The organism is Glutamicibacter sp. FR1 (assembly GCF_047300825.1).
GTDB classification, from domain to species: Bacteria; Actinomycetota; Actinomycetes; order Actinomycetales; family Micrococcaceae; genus Glutamicibacter; species Glutamicibacter nicotianae.
Window position 1 is genome coordinate 2,987,138 of record NZ_CP178602.1, and the last position, 21,575, is coordinate 3,008,712.

Below are 21,575 nucleotides of genomic sequence, written 5' to 3' on the forward strand. Positions count from 1 at the left end.
CTCCGGCTAGGCTTGCATCCACTTCTTCCGGTGCTTCACCGGGATGCGCTGGCGCTCGAACTCGTCCAGCAGCGACTCATAGAGCCCGAGGTAGTCCACGGCCGGATAGCGCACCAGGTCGATGCGCAGCGTCCCGGTTTCCGGCTGCTTCAGCTGCACCTCCAGCCGGCGGTGCAGTTCGGCCCGGTCCCAGAGCAGCTGCACCTTGGCATCATTCTGGAAGCTGATCGCGGTCACCGAGCCGATGTCACCCCAGGCCACCCTTCGCCCGCCACGCAGGATGAGCCCGGACGCGCGGATCTTTGCATCGATGGCATCGACACCCTTGCGGCGCATGGCCAGCACCGCGGTCCCCACGCCCCAGGCACCGAAGAGCAGCAGAATGGCACCGAAGAGCGTCGGCGTGTAGCTCGCCATGAGTTGCGCACGCCGGATGGAGGTCTCCGGCAGGTCGTTGGCTACCAGATACAACCCCAGCGGCAGCAGGATCCAGGCCACCATCAGCAGCTGGGAACTGCGTTGCACCCGCGGCCAATGGTGGGCCTTGGCGGTGATGAAGTGCTTAGGCAGTTGGCGCCGAGTGCGGCCGTTGGCCATGAGTGTGCGTTCCTGACGTCGTCGGGTCCTATTCAGAACTGCTTGTGCTTGAACCGTTCCTTGGTGTGGAAGCGGCGTTCCTTGAGCGTGGCGACCAGTGCATCGAGGTGCTCCTGGTATTCGGCCATCGGATAACGCCGCAGGTCGATCTCCAGATAATGCATTGGCGCGCGCCCGCGCACTCCGGGAGACGTCGGATCGACTTCGGAGTTGTCCAGCAGGTTGATCCGCACCACGCGGTTGAGCACCGAGTAATCCCAGAGCAGCGGCACCATCGAGTCATTGATGTAGCGGATGATCTCGGCGCGGCCGATATTCGACCACGGCACCTCCCGGCCGCCACGGGTCACCAGGCCCTGCTCGGTGACGATCACGTCGATCGAGTCATCGCCGGCGCTGCGGCGCGTGCCCTGCCGGCCGGTTGCGATGCCCACGATGCCGAAGGTCAGCAACGCCGCAGCGATGACGATCAGCCCGTAGTTCAGCCAATTGGTGGCGATGCTGCTCTCGCCCACTCGGATGTTCTGGCCCAGGATCCAGAATCCTGCGGCGGCCGAGGCAAGGCCCAGCACGGTCAGGATGATTCCGCGCTTCAGGCGTTTGGCATGCAGTTGCGGAGTACTGATGAATTTCACTAATCGGCTTTCGGTAGGTGGCAGGTCTGCGGTCATGAGGTGATGGTGATCGATTCGAGCAACTCCACCATTGGATCCACCATGAATGCCAATGCCACCGTGTCCGAATCGAAGGCGTTGAGCACGAAGAGTCCGCGCCCTGCCCGTCCTGCCATCCTGATATGCCCCACCACCGACTGCGCCGGTTCGCCGGGGACGATCTGCTCGGTGGAAAAAGTTGTGAACGACTGGATGATCTCGCCGAAAGTTTCCGAGGCGACCGAATCGAGTTGCTGGCGGGACAACGACTCATAAGGCGGTGCGACGACCTCTTCAAGTGTCATGCCGGGTTCGTCGACATAGACATTCAAGGTTGCTACGCCCATGTTGCTGCCATCTTCGGGAGCAAACCAGAATGAATGATCTGCTTGGTCATTCCGATGCTGAATAACATCGATTGCGTACTTCCTGAACAGTCCCCGGGTTTCCTCGTCGTCCTTGATCGCGGCTTCCGCGATCGATGACGCCCACTCTTCAGGAGTTCGCCACGTTTCGTTCGGGAACACCCCGGGAAGGGGAATCCAATCAGCCAGATTCGGCTCCACCGTGTAGTTTGTCATTCGATTCCCACCCACTTGAACGTGCCGATAATTCCGTAGCCAAGTTCTCGCAGCAACTCGATCTCCTCCGAGCCGCGTTGGGATTCGAGGAATCCATAGGTGTAGATGATGCGCAGGCCAACCTCGGGTGCCGGGTCAATGGAGCCGTCCTGTCGGGGCCGCGGCACAACGAAATTCACTTCCGCCTGCACGAATTGGCCATCTTCATGCCTTTTTTCGGCACCAAGCCAGTGGAACCATTGCGCTCCGTCAATCTCCTCGGTAGCGACGTGCTGCCCCAAGGCCGCCTTGGCCACTGCAGCCTCCAGACTCGTGCCTGCATTGGCACGTACCGGTGTGATGATCAATGACGACGGAATAACCGAATTCTCGCTGATGGTCTCGGTGGGCACGACGGTCGAAATCGCCCCCTGCCGGCGCAATCGTTCGAACGTGTCGTGGACGCTCCGGCGAATGAGCAGGACGATATCGGCCCGACCTAGCTTCTTGGCTTTGTCAGTCGCGACCTTGGCCAGCTGCGCTTCGCCCTCCACGGTAACTGGATACTCACGCCAGCCTTTGGGATAGAGCATTCCATATCCGATTCCGCGATTGTTCTTGGGCGTCAGTTCAGCCATCGTATCCTTTCCTCCGGCCTGCTCCGGATGCATCATGAACGTTACACCGTCATGTTCTTGGCCGTTTGGCCGGTTCCGTAAACGGTGAAGAACGTGCCACCCAAGAAATCAACAGTACCGGTGAGCAATGCTTCGTCGCGACCGCCACGGACTTTCGTGGCCCATTCAATAGCTTCAGGACCGGCAGTTCTCGAATTCTCAATGATGTAATCTGCAAGCACATAGTTCCGCGAGTCCTTGTAACCCACAAGTACGTTTTCCGTGAATCGTTCAGCGAACTGGCGGTTCTGGAATTTGTGCTCGTAGCCCTCGATGAATTCCCGGCCGGCTTGCCGCTGTCGGAAGGGATGCACTAGCTCGCTCCAAGAATTCGAGAAGCTTGTCTTGACCTTGTTCCATGTGCTTCCCGTTGGCTTCTTGTAGGCCACCGGGAGGGCATCGCCGACCGAGTTGCGCACGAGTCCCTTGGCCTTCGAGAATGGCATGGCGAAGCCCTTCAAATCCTTGAAGCTCAAGTTCTTGATGGCCTTGGGTAGTCCCTTGGCTTTGCCAAAGCCGTTGACAAGCGACTTGATTGGCGTCTTGGCGAACTTGAAAAGCGCGCCCCCGGCCTTGCCAAACGGGATAATCGACACTGCCGCGATGATCAATGATGTCCAATCACCATCGCCGATAGCCATTTTGTAGATTTCGATGCCCAGCGCCGCGATCCCGACTACCAAGGCCAGAGCGGCTGCTACAAGGGCCAACGGCCCGGTCGCCACAATCGCAACAACGAACAGGACCAAGCCGGCAATGCTCAGGGCATCAGCCAGGTGGTCATACCATTTGTCCTGGTTGTCAGCGATCTCGAACGCTCTCTCGATGTCGGATACCGCATCGTCGAAGGCGTCCTCCCAGTAGGAAACTCGGCCATCGAACTTGCCCCAGAGCTTGTTGAGTTCGGATTCGGCCTCCTCACGCGCAGTGGTAGCCGTGGTCAGGTCACTGGCTGCCTGCTCTTTTTCCTCATCAGTGCCCTCGCCAATTCCGAAGAGCCCTCCGTCGGCATCATCCACAGAGTCTTGTGCGGTCTCCTCGGCATCCCTCTTGTTCTCCACCGTTTGGTTGGCTTCTTCGATGGCGTTGATCAAGGAGCTCATGGACGGGTACCAGTCCGCGCCGCCCCGCGGGGTTGATTCGCCATTCATCGAGTTCTGGACATTATCGAGTTTCTTGGCATACTTCTCGAGCGCCGTGCCGGTGAGGCGGTAGCGGTCTGCGGCCTTGCGCAGATCTGGGAACACCTCGCCCGCAGCCTCGCGGACCTTGTCCACCGCTTCTGATTTCAGGTCGCCAGTTCCCTCGCTGATCGCTTCCAGGCGGTTGGCGGAGACGTCCATCCGTTTGCCCGAATCTACTAGGGATTCTGCGCTTGTCAGGAGGCTACCGGCGTCCCCCTCAATGAGCTGGAGGGTGATCTGGGTATATGGTGACTGCAAGCTCATTCTCGATGCAATTCCCGTCTACTTCTTGGGTTTGGGTTGATCATCAGCGGCGGAGTTCAGGAAAGCTTTCATGGTGTCCTCGTCCCACTTTTCGAACCCCTCCTTGATGTCCTTCAAATGATCATGAACGGTCGTGAGATTATCCACGAGCTCACCGCGGTTCTTGTTCCAGTCATTCTCGAAGTCCCTGACGCGATCCTTGAGATCGGATTTTCCCATGGGCGAGCCTACGGATTCGGCGATGCCTTTGGCGATGTCGGAGGCATCCTTGAATTCCTGGATGCCGGTGTACAGGTTGGTCACGATCTCGTCAAGGCGAGCCAGGTATATCTCATCGGCCACGGGGCAACGACTCCTTAAAATCCAAACGTCCAATTCGACTCATGCACACAGCATGATCGAGAATGTGGCCGCCCCGTGAATAACGGGGCGGCCACATGACCGGAAAGGCCCAGTTGGTCCTACTGGCCGGCCATACCGCGGTCGGTGTCCTGGATCTGTGTCATCATGTCGCGCAGCGCGGTGGCCATGTCGTTGATGCCATCGAATGCGGTCTTCAAGCCGTCGTTCAGGTCCTTGTAGCCTTCGCCGAACTGGCCCGAAGCGTGCTCAGTGGTGAAGTCCTCGCCGAGCAGCTTGTCCACGCCGGACTGCAGCTGCTCAAGCACGCCGTCCAAGTCCTCGCGCCCGGTGTCAAGCTTCGATGCCATGGCTTCCATTTCGCCATAATTAGCCTTGAAATCAGTCACAACAATGCTCCTCAACTTGTCGACTGGCCCGGCTGCCGGGCCACTTTTTTTCGTCCACAGACTAGACTAGTGTGGCAGCTGACTTGCTCTCAATGGGGAGAACTCCCCGTGGCACGCCGGCATTGAACTGAAGTAGAAAGATCCCATGGACGTAGTTTCAGCAGCAGCACTGGCCAGATCCTCAACCCTCGGAATGCAGCCAGCCGAAGCACGCCTCCGGATCTGGTCCTGCCTCATCGACTACGCCATTTCGCTGGCCGCGCTGCTGCCCGCCGGCATCGGATACGTGATTTTCCTGGTGACAGGTCACTACTCCACGGTCCCGCTGGTCCTGTCCGGAGTCAGCGCCCTGCTGCTGGTGGCCTACCTGGTTGTCTTGCTCGTGATGAACAGCCGCAGGGGCTCTTCGCCCGGCAAGTCCGCCATGCGCCTGCGCGCCGCCCGGCTGGATTCTTTTTCCGCACCCGGCTTCGGCCGGATCCTCCTCGCCGCCTTCGTCTTCCTGCTCAGCCATCTGATCCCGGTCATTGGCCCACTGCTGATGCTGCTGTCCTGCTTCTTCGACCGGGAGCACCGCCGCAGCTGGCTGGACAAGATCGCCCAAACCTACGTGGTTGATATCCGCAAGGGCCTGGATCCGACCAACCCGCGGGCGCTGGCCCGTGCCGAATACCTGATCTCCCGCCCGGACCGGGATATTTCGGAGCACCTGCCGTCGCTGGGCACGTCCGCCGAGGACGACATATACGATGACGCCGCAGTACCCGCGCGTCCCCGATCCACAGCGGGCATCATCGGAGCGCAGAACAGCGACTGGCATTCGCCAGCTGCGCCGCAGACGGGAACCATCCGCCGCGCGGCCTTCGCCTTTGACGACGGATCCTACCTCCCCGTTCCCGAATCCGGACTGATCGGACGCGCGCCCCAGGCCACGGAAGAGTCCAGTAATGAACTGCTGGTCGCGCTGAAGGACCCCGAACGGCTGCTGTCCAAGACGCATCTGGCCTTCGGCTGCGACGGGGCGAATGCCTGGATCATGGACCTGGGTTCCAGCAACGGCACGCAGGTCACCACCGCCTCCCGCACCCCGCGCAATGCACCACCCCATGTCCGCCTGCATCTGAATGACGGGGACGTCGTCCAGGTCGGCAGCCGCACCTTCCGCATTACCTTCCAGGAGACAGCGAAGTGAAAATCAAGGCCACGCTCCGGCGCCAGGACACCAGCACCATCGACGTGGTGCTGACCTGCGATGCCACCGCCACCGTGGGAGATGCCGCCCGGGCCCTGGCCGGGGAGCAGGTTCCCGAGCATCCCACGCTGCTGGCCACCGCCGCTGGCACCGCACCGGTCCAGCTGGATCCGCACACCCCGCTGGCCGAGGCGGAACTGGGTTCGGGCTTCACCATCGAGGTCGTGCCGACCACCGATGCTTTCGTCTCGGGCGGCTCGGCGGCAGCGGTGCTGCGCGTGGCCAACGGCCCGGATGCGGGCATGGCCTTCGCGCTGCCCGCCGGCACCTCCTATGTGGGGCGTTCGGAGAAGGCCACCGTGGTGCTCAACGACCGCATGGTCTCCACCCGGCATGCGCGCATCGAGGTGGGAAGCAAGATCGAGCTGGTGGATTTGAACTCCGCCAACGGGATCCTGGTCGATGGCGGGCTGGCCCAGCGCGTCGCGGTGATCCCCGGCCAGCTGATCACTCTGGGCGCCACCGAGGTCTTCTTTGAGCTGCTGCCCGGGAGCGCCACCGGCCATTCCCCGGTCTATGAGAAGGGCGGCTCGATCCTCTTCAACCGTTCCCCGCGGGTGGAGGTCCGCTACCCCGGCGAGGAACTGCCGCGCCCGGCGATCCCGCAGGAGGCCAGCCCCAAGCTCTTCCCCTGGCCGATGATCTTCGCTCCGCTGATCATGGGCCTGACAATCTTCTCGCTCACCCAGCGCGCGCTGTCGCTGATCGTGGTGCTGATCTCGCCGCTGATGATGCTGGGCAACCTGATCGGCCAGCGCACCCAGAACAACAACAAGCTGCGCCTCGAAATCGAGACCTTCGAACGGCAATTCGAAGCGCTGGAAGATTCCCTGCTGGCCGGGGAGGAAGCCGAACGCGCGCACCGGCGCAGCGAGGCCCCGGCCACCGCGACCGTCTTCGAGCAGGCTGAATCGCTGGGCCCGCTTCTGTGGACCCGGCGCCCGGAGCACTGGAACTTCCTCTCCCTGCGGCTGGGCTCGGGTACCGCGCGCAGCCGCACCACCGTCGCCGCGCTGGCCGACCGGACCGGGCTGCAGGAATACGTGGAACGCGTCGACGCGCTCACCGCCCAATACCGGATGATCGAGGACGTGCCGATCATCGAGTTGCTGCCCTCGGCCGGCGCCGTCGGCATTGCCGGGCCGCGGCTGCAGTCAGCCGATGCGCTGCGCGCGCTTGCGGTGCAGCTGTTCGGCCTGCATGCGCCCAACGACCTGTGCACCGCCGCGATCATCGACCCGGCCTGGACCGAGGACCTTGAATGGTTCAAATGGCTGCCGCACACCACCGGCCCGCGCTCCCCGCTGGCCCAGGTGGCGCTGGCCGATACGCAGACCTCCGGCACCGTGCTGGTCAACGCGCTCGAAGAGCTCATCGCCCGGCGCAACGACCCGTCGTCCTACCGGCTGGGCCCGTTGGCTACCCGGCACACCTCCATGGAGCTGGGCAGGGAAGCCGGCGAGCAGTCCACCGGCGTGCCGACGGCCAAGGACCTTTCGCTGGTGCTCTTCGTGACCAACGACGCCCCGGTGGACCGCGCCCGGCTTTCGCAGATCATCGAGCGCGGACCGGCCGTGGGCATCTACACGATCTTCGTGGCCCCCACCGTGCAGTCGCTGCCCGCCGCCTGCCGCACCTTCGTGGACGTCACCGAGGGCCTGGATGATGCCCGCGTGGGTTGGGTGCGTGCCGGCGAGGAAACCGTCAAGGTGTCGGTGGAAGGGGTCTCGCGCGAGCATGCCGAGCACTTCGCCCGCCGGTTGGCGCCGATCGTGGACTCCAGCTCGCTGGTCCCGGATTCCTCGGACATCCCGGATTCGGTGTCGCTGCTGCGCATCCTCGGCCCGGACCTGGCCGAATCCCCGGATGCGGTGCTCGAACGCTGGAAGCAGAACAACTCGGTGATCGACCGCGCCGCCACCGGCCCCCGGCCGCGGTTGAAGCGCGCCGGGACGCTGCGCGCCTTCATCGGCCAGGGCACCCCGGATGCGATGAGCCTGGATCTGCGCACCCAGGGCCCGCACGCCCTGGTGGGCGGCACCACCGGCTCGGGCAAGTCCGAATTCCTGCAGGCCTGGGTGCTGGCGATGGCCGCCGAATACAGCCCGGACCGGGTGACCTTCCTGTTCGTGGACTACAAGGGCGGTTCGGCCTTCGCCGACTGCGTGGAGCTGCCGCACTGCGTCGGGCTGGTCACCGACCTCTCCCCGCATCTGGTCCGCCGCGCGCTGACCAGCCTGCGCGCCGAGCTGCACCACCGCGAGAAGCTCTTCCACCGCAAGAAGGCCAAGGACCTGCTGGAACTGGAAAAGCGCCAGGACCCGGAAACCCCGCCGGCCCTGGTGCTGGTGGTTGACGAGTTCGCCGCCCTGGCAGGAGAGGTTCCGGAATTCGTGGACGGCGTGGTGGACATCGCTCAGCGCGGCCGCTCCCTGGGCATCCACCTGATCTTGGCCACCCAGCGCCCTGCGGGCGTGATCAAGGACAATTTGCGCGCCAACACCAACCTGCGCGTGGCGTTGCGCATGGCCGATGCCGCGGACTCGAACGACGTGGTGGAGGACCCGATCGCCGCCGGATTCGACCCGTCGCTGCCCGGGCGCGGCATCGCCAAGACCGGCCCGGGCCGGCTGGTGCCCTTCCAGTCCGGGTACGCCGGCGGCTGGACCACCGACGAGCCCGAAGCCGCCGAAGTGCGCGTGGAGGACCTGCGCTTCGGCGGGGCGCGCGTCTGGGAGCAGCCCGAAACGGAGAATGCGGACATCGAGGAGAACAGCGGCCCGAACGACCAGAAACGCCTGGTCTCCAGCTTCATCGCCGCCTCGAACGGCGCCGGGATCCCGGCCCCGCGCCGGCCATGGCTCGATGACCTCTCGGCCACCGTGGATTTGCGCGAGCTCGCCCCGGATTCGGACAGCCGGATCCCGCTGGCGCTGGCCGACATCCCCGAGCACCAGGCCCAGGAAACCGCCTGGTTCGAACCCGACACCGACGGCCACCTGCTGGTCTACGGCACCTCCGGCGCCGGCAAGTCCGCGGCGCTGCGCAGCATCGCGATCGCCGCGGGAGCCAACCCGGCGGCCGGCACCGCGGCGGTGTACGCGCTGGACTTCGGGACCAGCTCGCTGCGCTCGCTTGAACCGCTGCCGCATCTCGGCGCCGTCATCGGCGGCGAGGACGTGGAACGCATCCAGCGCGTCTTCCGCATCCTGGCCGAGCACCTCGATGAGCGTTCGACCCGGTACGCGGACGCGAATGCCGCTTCGCTGAGCGAGTACCGCCAGGTGACAGGCAACCTGTCCGAACCGCGCATCTTCCTGCTGATCGACGGTTTCGGCCAGTTCCGCAACGACTGGGAACTGGGCCACGGCCGCGGCGAGTTCTACCAGGTGTTCATGCGCATCGTCGGCGAGGGCCGTCCGCTGGGCATCCACGTGGTGGCCACCGCTGACCGCTTCGGCGCGGTGCCCACCGCGATCAGCGCGAACATCACCCAGCGCGTGGTGCTGCGCATGGCCGACGAGCAAGCGTACAACGTGCTGGGCGTGGCCAAGGATGTGCTCAATGAGCGCAGCGTGCCCGGCCGGGCCATCATCAAGGGCCACGAGGCGCAGATTGCGGTGCTTGGCGGCACCGCCAACGTGGCCGAGCAGACCGCGCTGACCACCAGCTGGGCCCAGGAGCTCACGGCTTCCGGTGCCCCGCAGGCGGCCGGGGTCGAAACCCTCCCCCAGGAATTCGCGGCGGCGTCGCTGCCCGACACTGTCAACGGGCTGCCGGCCATCGGCCTTTCCGACACCACATTGGGTCCGTGTGGCTTCGAGTCCATCGGCACCTTCGTCATCGCCGGCCCGCCGCAGAGCGGGAAGACCAATGCGATGCGCGCCATGGTCACCGCGCTGGAACGCGCCAACCCGGCCACCCAGTTCTTCCACCTCGGCGGCCGGCGCGCCGAGCTGCGCGGCTGGCGGCAGTGGAATGGCACCGCTTCGGGCCCGACCGAGACCCGGCAGTTCGCCAAGGACATGCTGGATCTGGTCTCGGATGATTCCATGCCGGGCAAGATGGTGTTTGTCGTGGAGAACTTCACCGAGTTCGCCGATTCGGATGCGGAGCGTCCGATGAAGGAACTGCTCAAGGCCATTAACCGCTCGGATCATTTCCTGATTGCCGATGGGGATATCAACTCGTTCTCCTCCAGCTTCGGGCTGCTCGGCGAGCTGAAGTCCAACCGCCACGGCATCGCGCTGAAGCCCGACGCCTACGACGGGGACTCGCTGTTCAAGGTGCCGTTCCCGCGCGTCAAGCGCCACGAATTCCCGCCGGGGCGCGGGTTCATGGTGCAAAACGGCCAACGCACCCTGGTGCACCTTCCGCTTGTGGAGCAGTAGTCCGTGGAGCAGTAGGCGCGAAAAAGCCGGCAGCAACGTGCAGTTGCTGCCGGCTTCGCTGTGCTGGGGCTAGAACTCGAAGTCGCCGAAGTCTCCGCCAGCGCCGCCGAGGAAGTCGCCGAACATGCCCTCGGCCTGGCCGCCGAGCTGTTCCCCGGCACCGGCCACGGTTTCGCCCAGGCCATCGGCCATGGAACCGAATTCTTCGCCAATGCCGGCAAAGCCGTCAAGCAGCGGCCCGGCAATGGCGGTGCCGATGAACGCGCCTGCCACGCCGCCGAGCAGGCCAACGCCCAGGCCGCCGGCCGCCCCGGCAGCCATGCCCAGACCGCGGCCCTTGCCGCCGGAGCCCAGGAGCTTGTCCATGAATCCGGGACGCGAGATTTCCGCTCGGGTTGCCGAGCGGGCCAGGTCCCGCGGATCCTGCGACCTCGGGCGTTCTGCCGGCGGTAGCTGCTCGTTCAGCTCGTGGTGCAGCAGTTCTCGCTGCTGCGGGGTCAGCCGGGCGAAGGCTTCGGCATGAGCGCGTTCCATATCCTGCGGCGGAGCGGTGCGCAGCATGTAGCGGTACTTCTCGATCGCCGCCTGGTCTTCGCGCGAAGGGGCTGAAGCCTGCGGATTGCCGTAGCCGCGGTTGCCGTAGTCCTGGCGCTGCTGCTGGTAAGGCTGCTGGTAGCCGGAAGTGTTCTGCTGGTAGCCGCGCTGGTCGCGATCATAACCGCGCTGATTGCTGCTGGAGCTGCGCTGGCTGAGCTGTTCCCGGACATACTGGCCAGCCATTTGCTTGCCCTTGCGCAGCAGCTTGTCGAACATGGACATGAAATCGGCCTCCTAGGCTTTGCGGGCGCGGTGCGCTGGGGCACCGCTCTCACATCATTAAACTCCCCAGCAGTGCTCCTTGTTCCCCGCATTAGACTATTCTCATCTTCGCTTCGCTCCGCGCAGGCTCTGGGTTCTGCGCGGGTTCTGCGTCGGGCACCGGCTGCGTCGCGGCATCCGTGATGCGCGCCAGCAGCTCGGCAGCCACGGACACGGCAATCACCGCCGGCTGCTTGCCGCGCACCTGCTCGATCCCGATGGGGCACTGGATCGCGGCGATCTGCTGATCGCTGAAGCCGCTGGCGTCCAGATTCTTCTGGAAACGCGCCCACTTGGCGCTGGACCCGATCAGCCCGATCGACCCCAATCCCGGGTGGCGCAGGGCGGCATCGCACAGGTGGAAATCCTCGGCGTGATCATGGGTCATGATCAGCACGTGGGCACCGTCGGGCAGGGCGCTGAGCACCTGCTCCCCGAGCACCGCCACCGCCGGATGGATCTGCGCCACGCTGGGTTCAAGCACGGGAAGCTCCTCCAGGAATTCCGGGCGCGAATCCACCAGATGCAATTCCAGGTCATGGCGGGAGAGGATGCGGGCCAATTCCATGCCCACATTGCCCACCCCGAAGATCGCAACCGTGGCAACAACCGGCAGGGGCTCCAGCAGCACCGTGACTTCGCCACCGCAGCATTGGCGGCCGAACTTGGCTGGAGCCTTGTCGCTGAGCTTCATGCTGATGCTCTGCGGCTGGCCCTCGCCCACGGCGATCATCTGGCGGGCCCGTTCCATCACAGCCATCTCCAGGTTGCCCCCGCCAATGGTCCCGAAGATTTCCTGGCTGGAGATCACCATCTTGGCTCCCGCCTCGCGCGGGGCATGCCCGCGCACCGCGATGACGGTAGCCAGCACGCCCGGCCGACGCTCATTGCGCAGCACGGTGACCGCTTCAATCCACGAGCGCATGGCTACTGCCCCTCCCGCACCGATTCAATCGCCCAGAACACTGCTTCCGGTGTTGCCGGGGACGCCAGCTGCACGGAGCATCCGGCGGGCCCAAATGCGGCCACCGCCTGCCGGATCGCCTCGCGCACCGAGAAGGAGAGCATCAGCGGCGGCTCCCCCACAGCCTTGGAACCGTAGACCGCGCCTTCCTCATGCGCTTTCTGTAGCAGGCTGACGTTGAAGATCTCGGGCATCTCGGAGAAGCTCGGGATCTTGTACGTACTCGCGGCCTGGGTGGCGACCCGTCCCCGGCCCGGCCCATCGGAGGTGTCCCAGCGCAGGTCCTCCAAGGTCAGCCAGCCGGTGCCCTGCACGAACCCGCCCTCGATCTGCCCCAAATCCACCAGCGGCGAGAGGGAGTCCCCGACGTCATGGACGATATCCACGCGGCGCAGCACGTAGGAGCCGTCAAAGCGGCTGACTTCCACCTCGCTGGCCGCCACCCCGTAGGCAAAGTACTTGAACGGGCTGCCGGTCATCCGCGACAGGTCCCAATGCAGCCCCTCGGTACGGTAGAAGCCGGCAGCCGAAAGCTGGATCCGTTGGAAGTACGCGGTCTTGACCACGTCCGCCCATTCCAGGGTTTCGCCCTTGCCCAGCGCGGCGACCCGGCCGCCGCCGAAGCGGACATCCTGGGACGGAACCCCGAGCATGCCGGCGGCCACCTGAGCCAGCCGTCCCCGGATCTGCTCGCACGCATCCTTGACCGCCCCGCCGTTCAGGTCGCTGCCCGAGCTGGCCGCGGTGGCCGAGGTGTTGGGCACCTTGTCGGTGCGCGTTGGCGCGTTGCGCACCATGGACAGCGGCGCGCCCAGGGCGGTGGCGGCCACCTGCAGCATCTTGGTGTGCAGGCCCTGGCCCATCTCGGTACCGCCGTGGTTGACCAGCACCGAACCGTCCTTGTAGACCAGTACGAGGGCCCCACCCTGATTGAAGGCGGTGAGGTTGAAAGAGATGCCGAACTTCACCGGGGTCAAGGCCAATCCTCTTTTGACGTGTTCATGGGTGGCGTTGAACTGCGCAATCTGCTGCTCGCGCGCGGCGATGGCTGCCGAATCGAGCACCTGGTTCCAGGCGGCTTCCAGCCGTTCGGGATGCCTCACCGGCTGGTAGTAGGGAGTGTCCTGGCCTTCGGTGTAGAAGTTGCGGCGGCGCAGTTCCTTGGGGTCCAATCCCAGCTGCGGGGCCACCCGGCCCAGGATGTCTTCCATGACCAGCATGCCCTGAGGACCGCCGAAGCCGCGGAACGCTGTTTGCGAGGTCTTATGGCATTTGGCGATGCGTCCGGAAACCTTGATGTTCGGGATCCAATAGGAATTGTCGATATGGCACATGGCGCGGGTCAGCACCGGTTCGGACAGATCCAGGCTCCACCCGCCGTCAGCTGTCAGTTGGGCCTGCAGGGCGAGGATCCTGCCCTGCTCGTCGAAGCCTATTTTCCAGGTGACATGGAAACCGTGGCGCTTGCCGGTCATGGTCATGTCCAGGGTGCGGTCCAGCCGCACCCGCACCGGACGCCCGGTGAGCACTGCACCCAAGGCCGCCAGCGCGGCATAGCCGTGGGGCTGCATTTCCTTGCCGCCGAATCCGCCACCCATGCGCAGCACTTGCACGGTCACCTCATGGGCGCTGATGCCCAGCACTTGCGAGACAATGTCCTGGGTTTCGGTGGGATGCTGGGTGGAGCAATGGATCATGATCTGTCCGCTCTCATCCACCATGGCCAGCGAGTTCTGCGTTTCCAGGTAGAAGTGCTCCTGTCCGGAGAATTCGAATTCTCCGTCGAAGACATGGGCCGACTGCGCGAAGCCTGCCTCCGGGTCCCCCTTGGCGATCTCGGGCTGGATGCCGTGGAAGCTGCCGGCCGCGATGGCCTCCTTGATGGTGATCAGAGAATCCAGCTGCTCATAGTCGACGTTCACCGCCTTGGCTCCGGCCTTCGCCGCTTCCAGGTCTTCACCCAAGACCCATGCCACCGGTTGCCCGAAGAACATCACCTCGTCCACCGGGAGCAGCGGTTCGTCATGCTTGGCGCCCTGGTCATTGACCCCGGGAATATCTGCCGCAGTGATCACCCGGACGACCCCGGGCACATCCAGCGCCGCACTGGCATCCAGGCCCAGGATCTTCGCGTGGGCGCACGTGGACTGCACCGGGTAGGCATGCAGCACCCCGACCAGGCGTTGCGCAAGATCATCGGTATACAGTGCGGTACCGGTGACGTGCGCGGCGGCGGATTCGTGGCGGTGGCGCTGGCCGACCACGGCGTTATCGGGGCGTTGGGATAGCTGGCTCATGAGTTCTGCTCCTGCCCTGCACCCGAGCGCGACAGCTGCTCGGCGTAGAACCGTTCCAGCGAAGAGGCCAGCATGGCCTTGCGGTAGCTGGCGCTGGCCCGGTGATCATCCATCGGGGTGCCTTCCTGGCCCATGGTCCGTGCGGCGGCCCGGATGGTGTCCAGGTCCCATTCCTTGCCTTCCAGCATCACTTCAGTGGCCCGGGCACGCAGCGGGGTGGCTGCCACGCCGCCCAACCCGATCCGCGCCTTGGAGATCACGCCGTCATCCACCGTCAACGCGTAGCCGACGGCCACGGATGAGATATCATCGAAGCGCCGCTTGGAGATCTTCTGGAAGCTGGTCAGCTCGGCCAGCGGCAGCGGTATGCGGATCGCGGTGATCATCTCCCCCGGCTCCCGCACGGTCTGCCGATAACCGGTGAAGTACTCGGCGAGCGCCACCATCCGGTTGTCCCGAATGCTGGAGAGCACCAATTGCGCTTCCAGAGCCAGCAGCGCTGGCGGGGTGTCTCCGATGGGCGAGCCGGTGCCCAGATTCCCGCCCAGGGTGGCGCTATTGCGGATCAGCCGGGAAGCGAACTGCCCGAAGAGCTTGCCCAAAAGCGGAACGCGCCCGGCGAGCTGGCGTTCCAGCTCGCTGAGCGTGCAGCCTGCGCCGAGCTCCAGGTACTGCTCGCCCCAGTGGATTTGGCGCAGTTCGGGCAGCCGGTCGATGGCCAGCACCGAGCGGGCGCGGGCTCCCTTGATGTTGACTTCCACGCCCCAGTCCGTGGCCCCGGCCACCAGCACGGTGTCAGGTTCATCAGCCAGGATCTGCAGAGCCGATTCCAGGTCCGTGGCCCGGCGGAACCGGCCCAGTTCCCCGGTGGGGGTGTCCGCACGCTGGATGTCCGTGGCGACCGGGTCCGGGGCGCTGCGCTGTGTCCGGACGGCCAGCGGGTCATCTTCCTCGGGCTCGCCCAGCGCGTAGGCGGCGTCGCGAATCGGACGGTATCCGGTGCAGCGGCAGAGATTCCCCGACAGCGCGTGCAGATCGAAGCCATTGGGTCCGTACTCGTGCTCGCCGCCGTCCTCCGCGCTGACTGCGGGATTGGAGGTCCGCTCGGGGCGGTAGTATTCCGCGGCCATGGAGCAGACAAAACCGGGGGTGCAATATCCGCACTGGGATCCTCCGCGGTTGGCCATCTCTACCTGCACCGGGTGCAGGTCCGCGACGCTGCCCAGCCCTTCGGAGGTAATCACTTCCTGGCCGTCCAGGGATGCGGCTGGCAACAGGCAGGCGTTGACTGCGGTCCACCTGCTGCCCTCCCCGTCGCTGCGGGCCACCAGGATGGAGCACGCGCCGCATTCGCCTTCGGCGCAGCCTTCCTTGCATCCGATCAGCTGCTGTCCGCGCAGGAAATCCAGCGCGTTGGCATGCGGCGGTCCGTCGAATTCCCGCACCGTCCCATTGACGGTAACCAGGCATTTTGTCTCTTGCGTTGCCTCGGCGCTCATGCCGCTGACACCTCCTGCGCCCGGGTATCTCCGGACGCACCATGTATGAATTGGATGATGGTCGGGATCTGGCTCCCTGCCGGCGATTCAAGGCTCGGCAAGGTGCCGCCGCATGCCGCGGCGTGATTAGTGTCCGTGCGCGATCTGGCCCTTGGACCAGGCGAGGCATCCGCCCATGATTGCCCTCCAGAATTCGGATGTTCAACATGCATCCAACTCTTCAAGGTGATCCAGGCCACCTCGATGGATCCTTACTATAGCCCGTATCGGCTCAGGCCAGTAGGGGTGCCTTGGGCTCTCCGGCGAGGTATTCCAGGTAGCCCAGCGCCGATGCCGGTGGCAACTGAACTGGCCATCGGCTTCGTATTCGATGTGGGCAACGCCGGCATGGCGCTGGAGAACCGCTTGGAGTTGATCTCGCGGATCTGCTCGGGCCACAGCCGGGTTTCCAACACGTTACAGCCGCCTATCGACTCCCCGATCCCTCAGGTGAAATTAAGTTCCCCTCGGCGCAACAACATGAGCACCTCGGTGAAATACCGATTTGAAAAGCTCAGAAGCATCAAACGCTAGAGAAGGGATCGGGTAGCGTGAGCGCACAGCTAGAAGCACCTGGCACATCGCAGGCACTGGACATCCAGCCGGGACGCTGGGTCAGCAATTGGACCCCGGAGGATCCTGCCTTCTGGAAGCACACAGGATCAGCGGTAGCCAGCCAAAACCTCAAGTGGTCCATCTTCGCCGAGTTCCTCGGTTTCAGCGTATGGCAGCTTTTCGCCATCATCGTGGTCTATCTCCCGGCCGCCGGATTCAACTACAGCACCACCGAACTGTTCTGGCTGATCTCCATCCCAAGCCTCGTCGGAGCGACCCTGCGCATCCCCTACACGTTCATGGTCGCCCGGTTCGGCGGACGCAATTGGACAGTGATTTCCGCATTGCTCCTGCTGATTCCTGCCGGCGGCATAACGCTCGCGCTGGCCGATGCGTCCACGCCGTTCTGGGTCATGCTCAGCCTCGCAGCGCTGACCGGCTTCGGCGGCGGCAACTTTGCCTCCTCGATGGCAAATATCACCTACTTCTACCCGGCCGCCCGCAAGGGCTGGGCGCTGGGGCTGAACGCTGCCGGCGGCAACCTAGGCGCGGCCGTCGCCCAGCTGCTCGTGCCGGTCATTGTCACGGTGTTCGCCGCCGGAGCGCTGCAGCTCCCGCTGGCGGGGTTGCTCTGGATCCCGCTGATTCTGCTCGCCGCGTGGGGCGCCTGGAAGTACATGCACAATCTGTCATCGGCACGCTCGGATATCCGCGGCGCGGTGGCCTGCCTGAAGGAAAAGCACCTGTGGGTCATCTCGGCACTGTATGTGGGAACGTTCGGCTCCTTCATTGGATTCTCGGCAGTCTTCCCCAAGCTGATCGTTGACACCTTCCCCGAATACGCTGCCTTACCGCTGGGCACCGCCACCATCACCTTGGCCTTCCTCGGCCCGCTGGTCGCCTCGCTGGCTCGCCCATATGGCGGAAAGATCGCCGACAAGCTCGGCGGCGCACGCATCACCGTGGCCACCTTTGCGGCCATGGCCTTGATTACCGCCGCACTGGTGATCAGCCTGCCCCGGGCGAACTTCTGGGTCTTCCTCGCCTTGTTCTTGCTGCTCTTCACCGCAAGCGGCATCGGCAATGGCTCGACCTATCGCATGATCCCGGCAGTCTTTGCCCTGAGCGGCCAGGGACAGCAGTCCGGACAAGTGGATTCTTCCCGCAAGGCTGCTGCCGCACTCGGATTGATCTCGGCCATCGGCGCCTACGGCGGCTTCCTGATTCCGCAAGCCTTGGGCCTGTCCGTTTCCACGACGGGAGCCTACACCGCGGCATTCATCATCTTCATCGCCGCCTACCTGCTGCTCATGGCCACCGCATGGTTCACCTATGCGCGGCCCGGCACCCGCTTCGCGAAGCACGGAGTCTAGGATGACCGCCACCCATTGCCCCTACTGCGCCCTGCAGTGCGGCATCACCCTCGAACGCAGCACGCAGGCCGAAGCCCCTGAGCCGGTGAGCTTGAAGGGCCGCGACTTCGAAACCAACGGCGGGGCGCTGTGCCGGAAAGGGTACAGCGCCGCGACGCTGCTGGATCATCCCGAACGCCTGCAGGCACCTATGCTCCGCCAAGCCGATGGCAGCCTTGCACCGATCGGCTGGGAGCAGGCATTGGATCTGGTGGCAGACAAGGCCCGGGTCATCCGGGACGAATCCGGAGCCGATGCCCTGGCGGTTTTCGGTTCCGGGTCGCTGACCAACGAGAAGGCCTACCTGCTGGGCAAGTTCGCCCGGCTGGCCCTGGGCACCTCGCGCATCGACTATAACGGCCGGTTCTGCATGTCCTCGGCTGCCGCGGGCACCAACCGCGCCTTCGGGTTGGACCGCGGTTTGCCGTTCCCGCTGGCGGATCTGGATGAAGCCGGGATGATCCTGATGCTCGGTTCCAACGTGGCCGACACTATGCCGCCCTTTGTCCGGCATCTGGCCGGGGCGCGCGAGAATGGCGGGCTTGTGGTGGTTGATCCACGGTGTTCGGCAACGGCCAAGCTCTGCGCAGATAATGCCGGCTGGCACCTGCAGCCCACCCCGGCCACCGACCTGCCGCTGCTGCTGGGCTTAGCCCACGTGCTGGTGGCGGAGTCCCTGGTCGACACCGGTTATCTGGCCGCCCGCACCAATGGTTTCGACGCGGTGAAAGCCTCGTTGGCCGGCTGGTGGCCGGAACGGACCGCCCAGGTCACTGGTGTTCCTGCCGAACAGATCCGGCGCACCGCCCGGGCCCTGGCGCAGGCGTCCAGCGAAGCGAAGACCGGCGGCAAGCCGGTCTACATCCTCACCGGCCGGGGCATTGAACAGCATGCCAACGGCACCGACACGGTCACCGCCGCAATCAACCTCGCCCTGCTGCTCGGCCTGCCCGGAACTATGGCCGGCGGCTACGGCACCATCACCGGACAGGGCAATGGGCAGGGCGGCCGCGAGCACGGGCAGAAGTGCGACCAGCTTCCCGGCTACCGCAAGATCACCGACCTGGAACACCGCGCGCAGGTGGCCCGCGTCTGGGGCATTGACCCGGAAACCATCCCCGGTCCCGGGCTTCCTGCCGTCGAGCTGCTCGAAGCGCTGGGCACCCCAACCGGTCCGCGCATGATGATGATCCACGGGGCCAACCCAGTGATCTCCGCACCCGATGCCTCGAAGGTGAGCAGGTCCCTGGCCAGCCTGGATTTCCTGGTGGTCTGCGACTTCTTCCTTTCGGAAACCGCGGCGCAGGCGGACCTGGTGCTGCCGGTGCTGCAATGGGCTGAAGAGGAAGGCAGCATGACCAACCTGGAGGGCCGGATCCTGCGCCGGCGCGCCGCCTTGGAGGCACCGAGAAATGCGCGCAGCGAACTGTGGATCCTCTCCCAGCTTGCCCAGCGGCTGGACGCTCCCGGCCACTTCTCCTCCGATCCGCGGGAAGTCTTCGAAGAACTCAAAGAAGCGTCAGCCGGCGGCTTGGCTGACTACTCGGGGGTGCGTTGGGATGATCTCGATGCCGGTGCCGCCATCTATTGGCCCTGTCCTGCAGGCACCGAGGTGTCGGCCGAACCCGGAATCCGCAACGGCACCCCGCGCCTGTTCCTAGACGGCTTTGCCCACGCAGATCAGCGTGCGGTGCTGGTTCCGGTGGCATTCCAGCCTGCGCCCAGGAAGAGCGCCGCGGTCGTCTCCTTGGTTACCGGCCGCCTGCTGGAGCACTACCAGTCCGGCGCGCAGACCCGCCGAGTTCCCGAGCTGGCCCACGCCGCACCAGAACCAATGCTTGAAATCCATCCGGCAACCGCCTTGGCGCACCGGATTGTCCAGGGACAGAAGGTCGTGATCAGCAATGAACGCGGTGAGGTGACCGCCCGAGCGCTGCTGACCGCTGATGCCCGGCTGGACACGGTCTTCCTGCCGTTCCACTACCCGGGGGCGGGGACCGCGAACCTGCTGACCGAGGCGAAGGTCGACCCGCACAGCAGGATGCCTGAATTCAAGCACGCCCATGTTTCGCTGAACATTGTGGAAGAGGAACAATGACCGAGCATCGCCCGCAACGCATCGTCATCATCGGCTTCGGCCCCGTCGCCGCATCCCTCGTCGAGGGGCTGCTGCCCGCGGCGGCTTCCGGCCAGTGCGCCATCACCGTCATCAGCGCCGAAGATCATCTGGCCTACAACCGCGTGCTGCTCGCTGAGCTGGCCGTGGGAGCCGCCGAGCTCGAGCATCTGGGCATGGTGGATCCGCAACGGCTGGCAGATGCCGGAGTCGAGGTGCGCTTGGGTGTGCGGGCTACCGGCATCGACCGTTCGCGACGCCGGGTCCACCTGCAGGACGCTGGCCATATTTCCTATGACCGTCTGGTCTTCGCCACCGGTGCCCGGGCTGTAGTCCCGACGCTCAACGGCCTGAACTTCGATCCGCATGCGGAAACTTCCCTGCCTGCCGGGGTCTTTGCCCTCCGCACGGTGGATGATGCCCATCAGCTGCGGGAATCGCTCGGTGCCGGCCGGCGCATTGCAGTTCTAGGCGGCGGCGTGTTGGGCATCGAAGCCGCCTTGGCCATTGCCACTACGGGGGCGCAACCAGTGCTGGTGCACCATGGTCCTGCACCTTTGGGACGGGTTGTGGATGCCGACGGCGGAGCGCTGCTGACTAAGAATCTGCGCGCCGCCGGTGTCGAGGTGATCTCCGGAGTGAAGGCCACTGGCATTCAAAAGGATGAGCAAGAATTCGCCGGGCTGATGACCTCCACCCACGGACTGGTCCAAGCTGACGCCCTGCTCATTTCCACCGGCGTGCGGGCGAGAACCGAGCTAGCCACCGGCTGCGGTTTGACCGTAGGCCGTGGCATCAAGACCGATGAATTCCTCTGCGCCGATACCGAGCAACGAATTTTTGCCGTGGGTGACTGCGCCGAAGTTGCCGGGCGGCCGCCGGTTGGCTTGCTGGCCCCGGGGTGGGCCCAGGCCGCATGGTTGTCCCAGTACTTTTCGCAGCTGTTTGGTTCGGGACCTGCCGAACCGCTTCCTGCCCCGGACTTCTCCGCGTCCGATGTGCTGATGCTCAAGGGCCAAGGCATCAAGGTAACCGCGGCCGGAGATATCAGCGCCGGGTATTGGGACGACTCAGACCTGCAGGCAACCGTTTACGCGGATCCTGCGCGCGGACGCTATCTCAAGATCGTCACCCGGCAGGATGCGGTCACCGGATTCCTGGCCATGGGCTTGCCGCAAGCCAGCGCCGAACTTGCACTGGCTTATGAGCGCGGTACCGCGCTTCCTGAAGATCGTTCGACCCTGCTGCGGCTGGATGATCCGGCAACTGAACAGATCTCTGCGATCCCCAGCGATGAAGACCAGCTCTGCCGTTGTTCTGGCGCCACCTACGGCCAGGTGGCCCACGCGGTGAACGCCGGATGCACCACCGTCACGCAGGTGGGCGAAAGCTGCCGCGCGGGCACCGGATGCGGAGGGTGCAAAGCAAAAATCGAGGAACTGCTGGCCAACGCTCCCGCCGTGGCATAACGATCCTGAGGGCTGTCGGCTCCTGGTACGTTGCAGAGC

At 64.7% G+C, this 21,575-nt stretch carries 17 protein-coding genes; 6 read left to right on the plus strand and 11 right to left on the minus strand.

What is annotated here, in order from left to right; all coding sequences use genetic code 11:
* Positions 1–6: 6 nt before the first annotated feature.
* From ACLQ8T_RS14375 to ACLQ8T_RS14405, 7 genes are all read right to left on the minus strand, one after another.
* Entirely contained in the window at positions 7–597 is a 591-nt protein-coding gene (locus ACLQ8T_RS14375; RefSeq protein WP_413455050.1) for a hypothetical protein, read from the minus strand.
* Positions 598–629: 32 nt separating this feature from the next.
* Positions 630–1,232, minus strand: a complete 603-nt coding sequence (locus ACLQ8T_RS14380; protein WP_413455051.1) for a hypothetical protein — start codon at positions 1,230–1,232, stop codon at positions 630–632.
* Between the two features lie 32 nt (positions 1,233–1,264).
* Positions 1,265–1,831, minus strand: a complete 567-nt coding sequence (locus tag ACLQ8T_RS14385; RefSeq protein ID WP_204723036.1) for a hypothetical protein — start codon at positions 1,829–1,831, stop codon at positions 1,265–1,267.
* On the minus strand, positions 1,828–2,448 hold the full coding sequence (locus tag ACLQ8T_RS14390; RefSeq protein ID WP_204723037.1) for a hypothetical protein: 621 nt from the start codon (positions 2,446–2,448) through the stop codon (positions 1,828–1,830). Before ACLQ8T_RS14390 ends, ACLQ8T_RS14385 begins: the two co-directional genes overlap by 4 nt.
* Positions 2,449–2,489: 41 nt before the next feature.
* Positions 2,490–3,935 (minus strand): hypothetical protein, encoded by a 1,446-nt coding sequence (locus ACLQ8T_RS14395; protein ID WP_413455052.1) that lies wholly within the window; start codon positions 3,933–3,935, stop codon positions 2,490–2,492.
* Between the two features lie 18 nt (positions 3,936–3,953).
* On the minus strand, positions 3,954–4,277 hold the full coding sequence (locus tag ACLQ8T_RS14400; protein WP_204723039.1) for a hypothetical protein: 324 nt from the start codon (positions 4,275–4,277) through the stop codon (positions 3,954–3,956).
* Positions 4,278–4,396: 119 nt separating this feature from the next.
* Positions 4,397–4,684, minus strand: coding sequence for a WXG100 family type VII secretion target (locus ACLQ8T_RS14405; RefSeq protein ID WP_038993214.1), 288 nt, complete (start codon positions 4,682–4,684; stop codon positions 4,397–4,399).
* Positions 4,685–4,829: 145 nt separating this feature from the next.
* Between ACLQ8T_RS14405 and ACLQ8T_RS14410 the strand changes: the two genes are divergently transcribed.
* A complete protein-coding gene (locus ACLQ8T_RS14410; RefSeq protein ID WP_413455053.1) occupies positions 4,830–5,876 on the plus strand; it encodes an RDD family protein in 1,047 nt (348 codons plus the stop codon).
* On the plus strand, positions 5,873–10,327 hold the full coding sequence (locus ACLQ8T_RS14415) for an FtsK/SpoIIIE domain-containing protein (RefSeq protein ID WP_413455054.1): 4,455 nt from the start codon (positions 5,873–5,875) through the stop codon (positions 10,325–10,327). Before ACLQ8T_RS14410 ends, ACLQ8T_RS14415 begins: the two co-directional genes overlap by 4 nt.
* Before the next feature lie 69 nt (positions 10,328–10,396).
* Here the strand turns inward: ACLQ8T_RS14415 and ACLQ8T_RS14420 are convergent, their stop codons facing one another.
* From ACLQ8T_RS14420 to ACLQ8T_RS14435, 4 genes are all read right to left on the minus strand, one after another.
* Positions 10,397–11,146 (minus strand): hypothetical protein, encoded by a 750-nt coding sequence (locus tag ACLQ8T_RS14420; protein WP_413455055.1) that lies wholly within the window; start codon positions 11,144–11,146, stop codon positions 10,397–10,399.
* 91 nt (positions 11,147–11,237) lie between these two features.
* Positions 11,238–12,110: a xanthine dehydrogenase accessory protein XdhC gene (xdhC, locus tag ACLQ8T_RS14425; protein WP_413455056.1), complete on the minus strand. Its 873-nt coding sequence runs from the start codon at positions 12,108–12,110 to the stop codon at positions 11,238–11,240.
* A 2-nt stretch (positions 12,111–12,112) separates the two neighbouring features.
* Entirely contained in the window at positions 12,113–14,446 is a 2,334-nt protein-coding gene (xdhB, locus tag ACLQ8T_RS14430) for a xanthine dehydrogenase molybdopterin binding subunit (RefSeq protein ID WP_413455057.1), read from the minus strand.
* Positions 14,443–15,945 (minus strand): xanthine dehydrogenase small subunit, encoded by a 1,503-nt coding sequence (locus ACLQ8T_RS14435; protein ID WP_413455058.1) that lies wholly within the window; start codon positions 15,943–15,945, stop codon positions 14,443–14,445. The genes xdhB and ACLQ8T_RS14435 overlap by 4 nt, the downstream gene beginning before the upstream one ends.
* Positions 15,946–16,275: 330 nt before the next feature.
* Between ACLQ8T_RS14435 and ACLQ8T_RS14440 the strand changes: the two genes are divergently transcribed.
* From ACLQ8T_RS14440 to ACLQ8T_RS14455, 4 genes are read left to right on the plus strand one after another with little or no spacing between them, the layout of a single operon-like run.
* Positions 16,276–16,518: a hypothetical protein gene (locus ACLQ8T_RS14440; RefSeq protein WP_204723046.1), complete on the plus strand. Its 243-nt coding sequence runs from the start codon at positions 16,276–16,278 to the stop codon at positions 16,516–16,518.
* Between the two features lie 17 nt (positions 16,519–16,535).
* On the plus strand, positions 16,536–17,912 hold the full coding sequence (locus tag ACLQ8T_RS14445) for an MFS transporter (RefSeq protein ID WP_204723047.1): 1,377 nt from the start codon (positions 16,536–16,538) through the stop codon (positions 17,910–17,912).
* Position 17,913: 1 nt separating this feature from the next.
* Positions 17,914–20,049, plus strand: a complete 2,136-nt coding sequence (locus ACLQ8T_RS14450; protein ID WP_413455059.1) for a molybdopterin oxidoreductase family protein — start codon at positions 17,914–17,916, stop codon at positions 20,047–20,049.
* Positions 20,046–21,536: an FAD-dependent oxidoreductase gene (locus tag ACLQ8T_RS14455; RefSeq protein WP_413455060.1), complete on the plus strand. Its 1,491-nt coding sequence runs from the start codon at positions 20,046–20,048 to the stop codon at positions 21,534–21,536. The genes ACLQ8T_RS14450 and ACLQ8T_RS14455 overlap by 4 nt, the downstream gene beginning before the upstream one ends.
* The last annotated feature ends 39 nt before the right edge of the window (positions 21,537–21,575 follow it).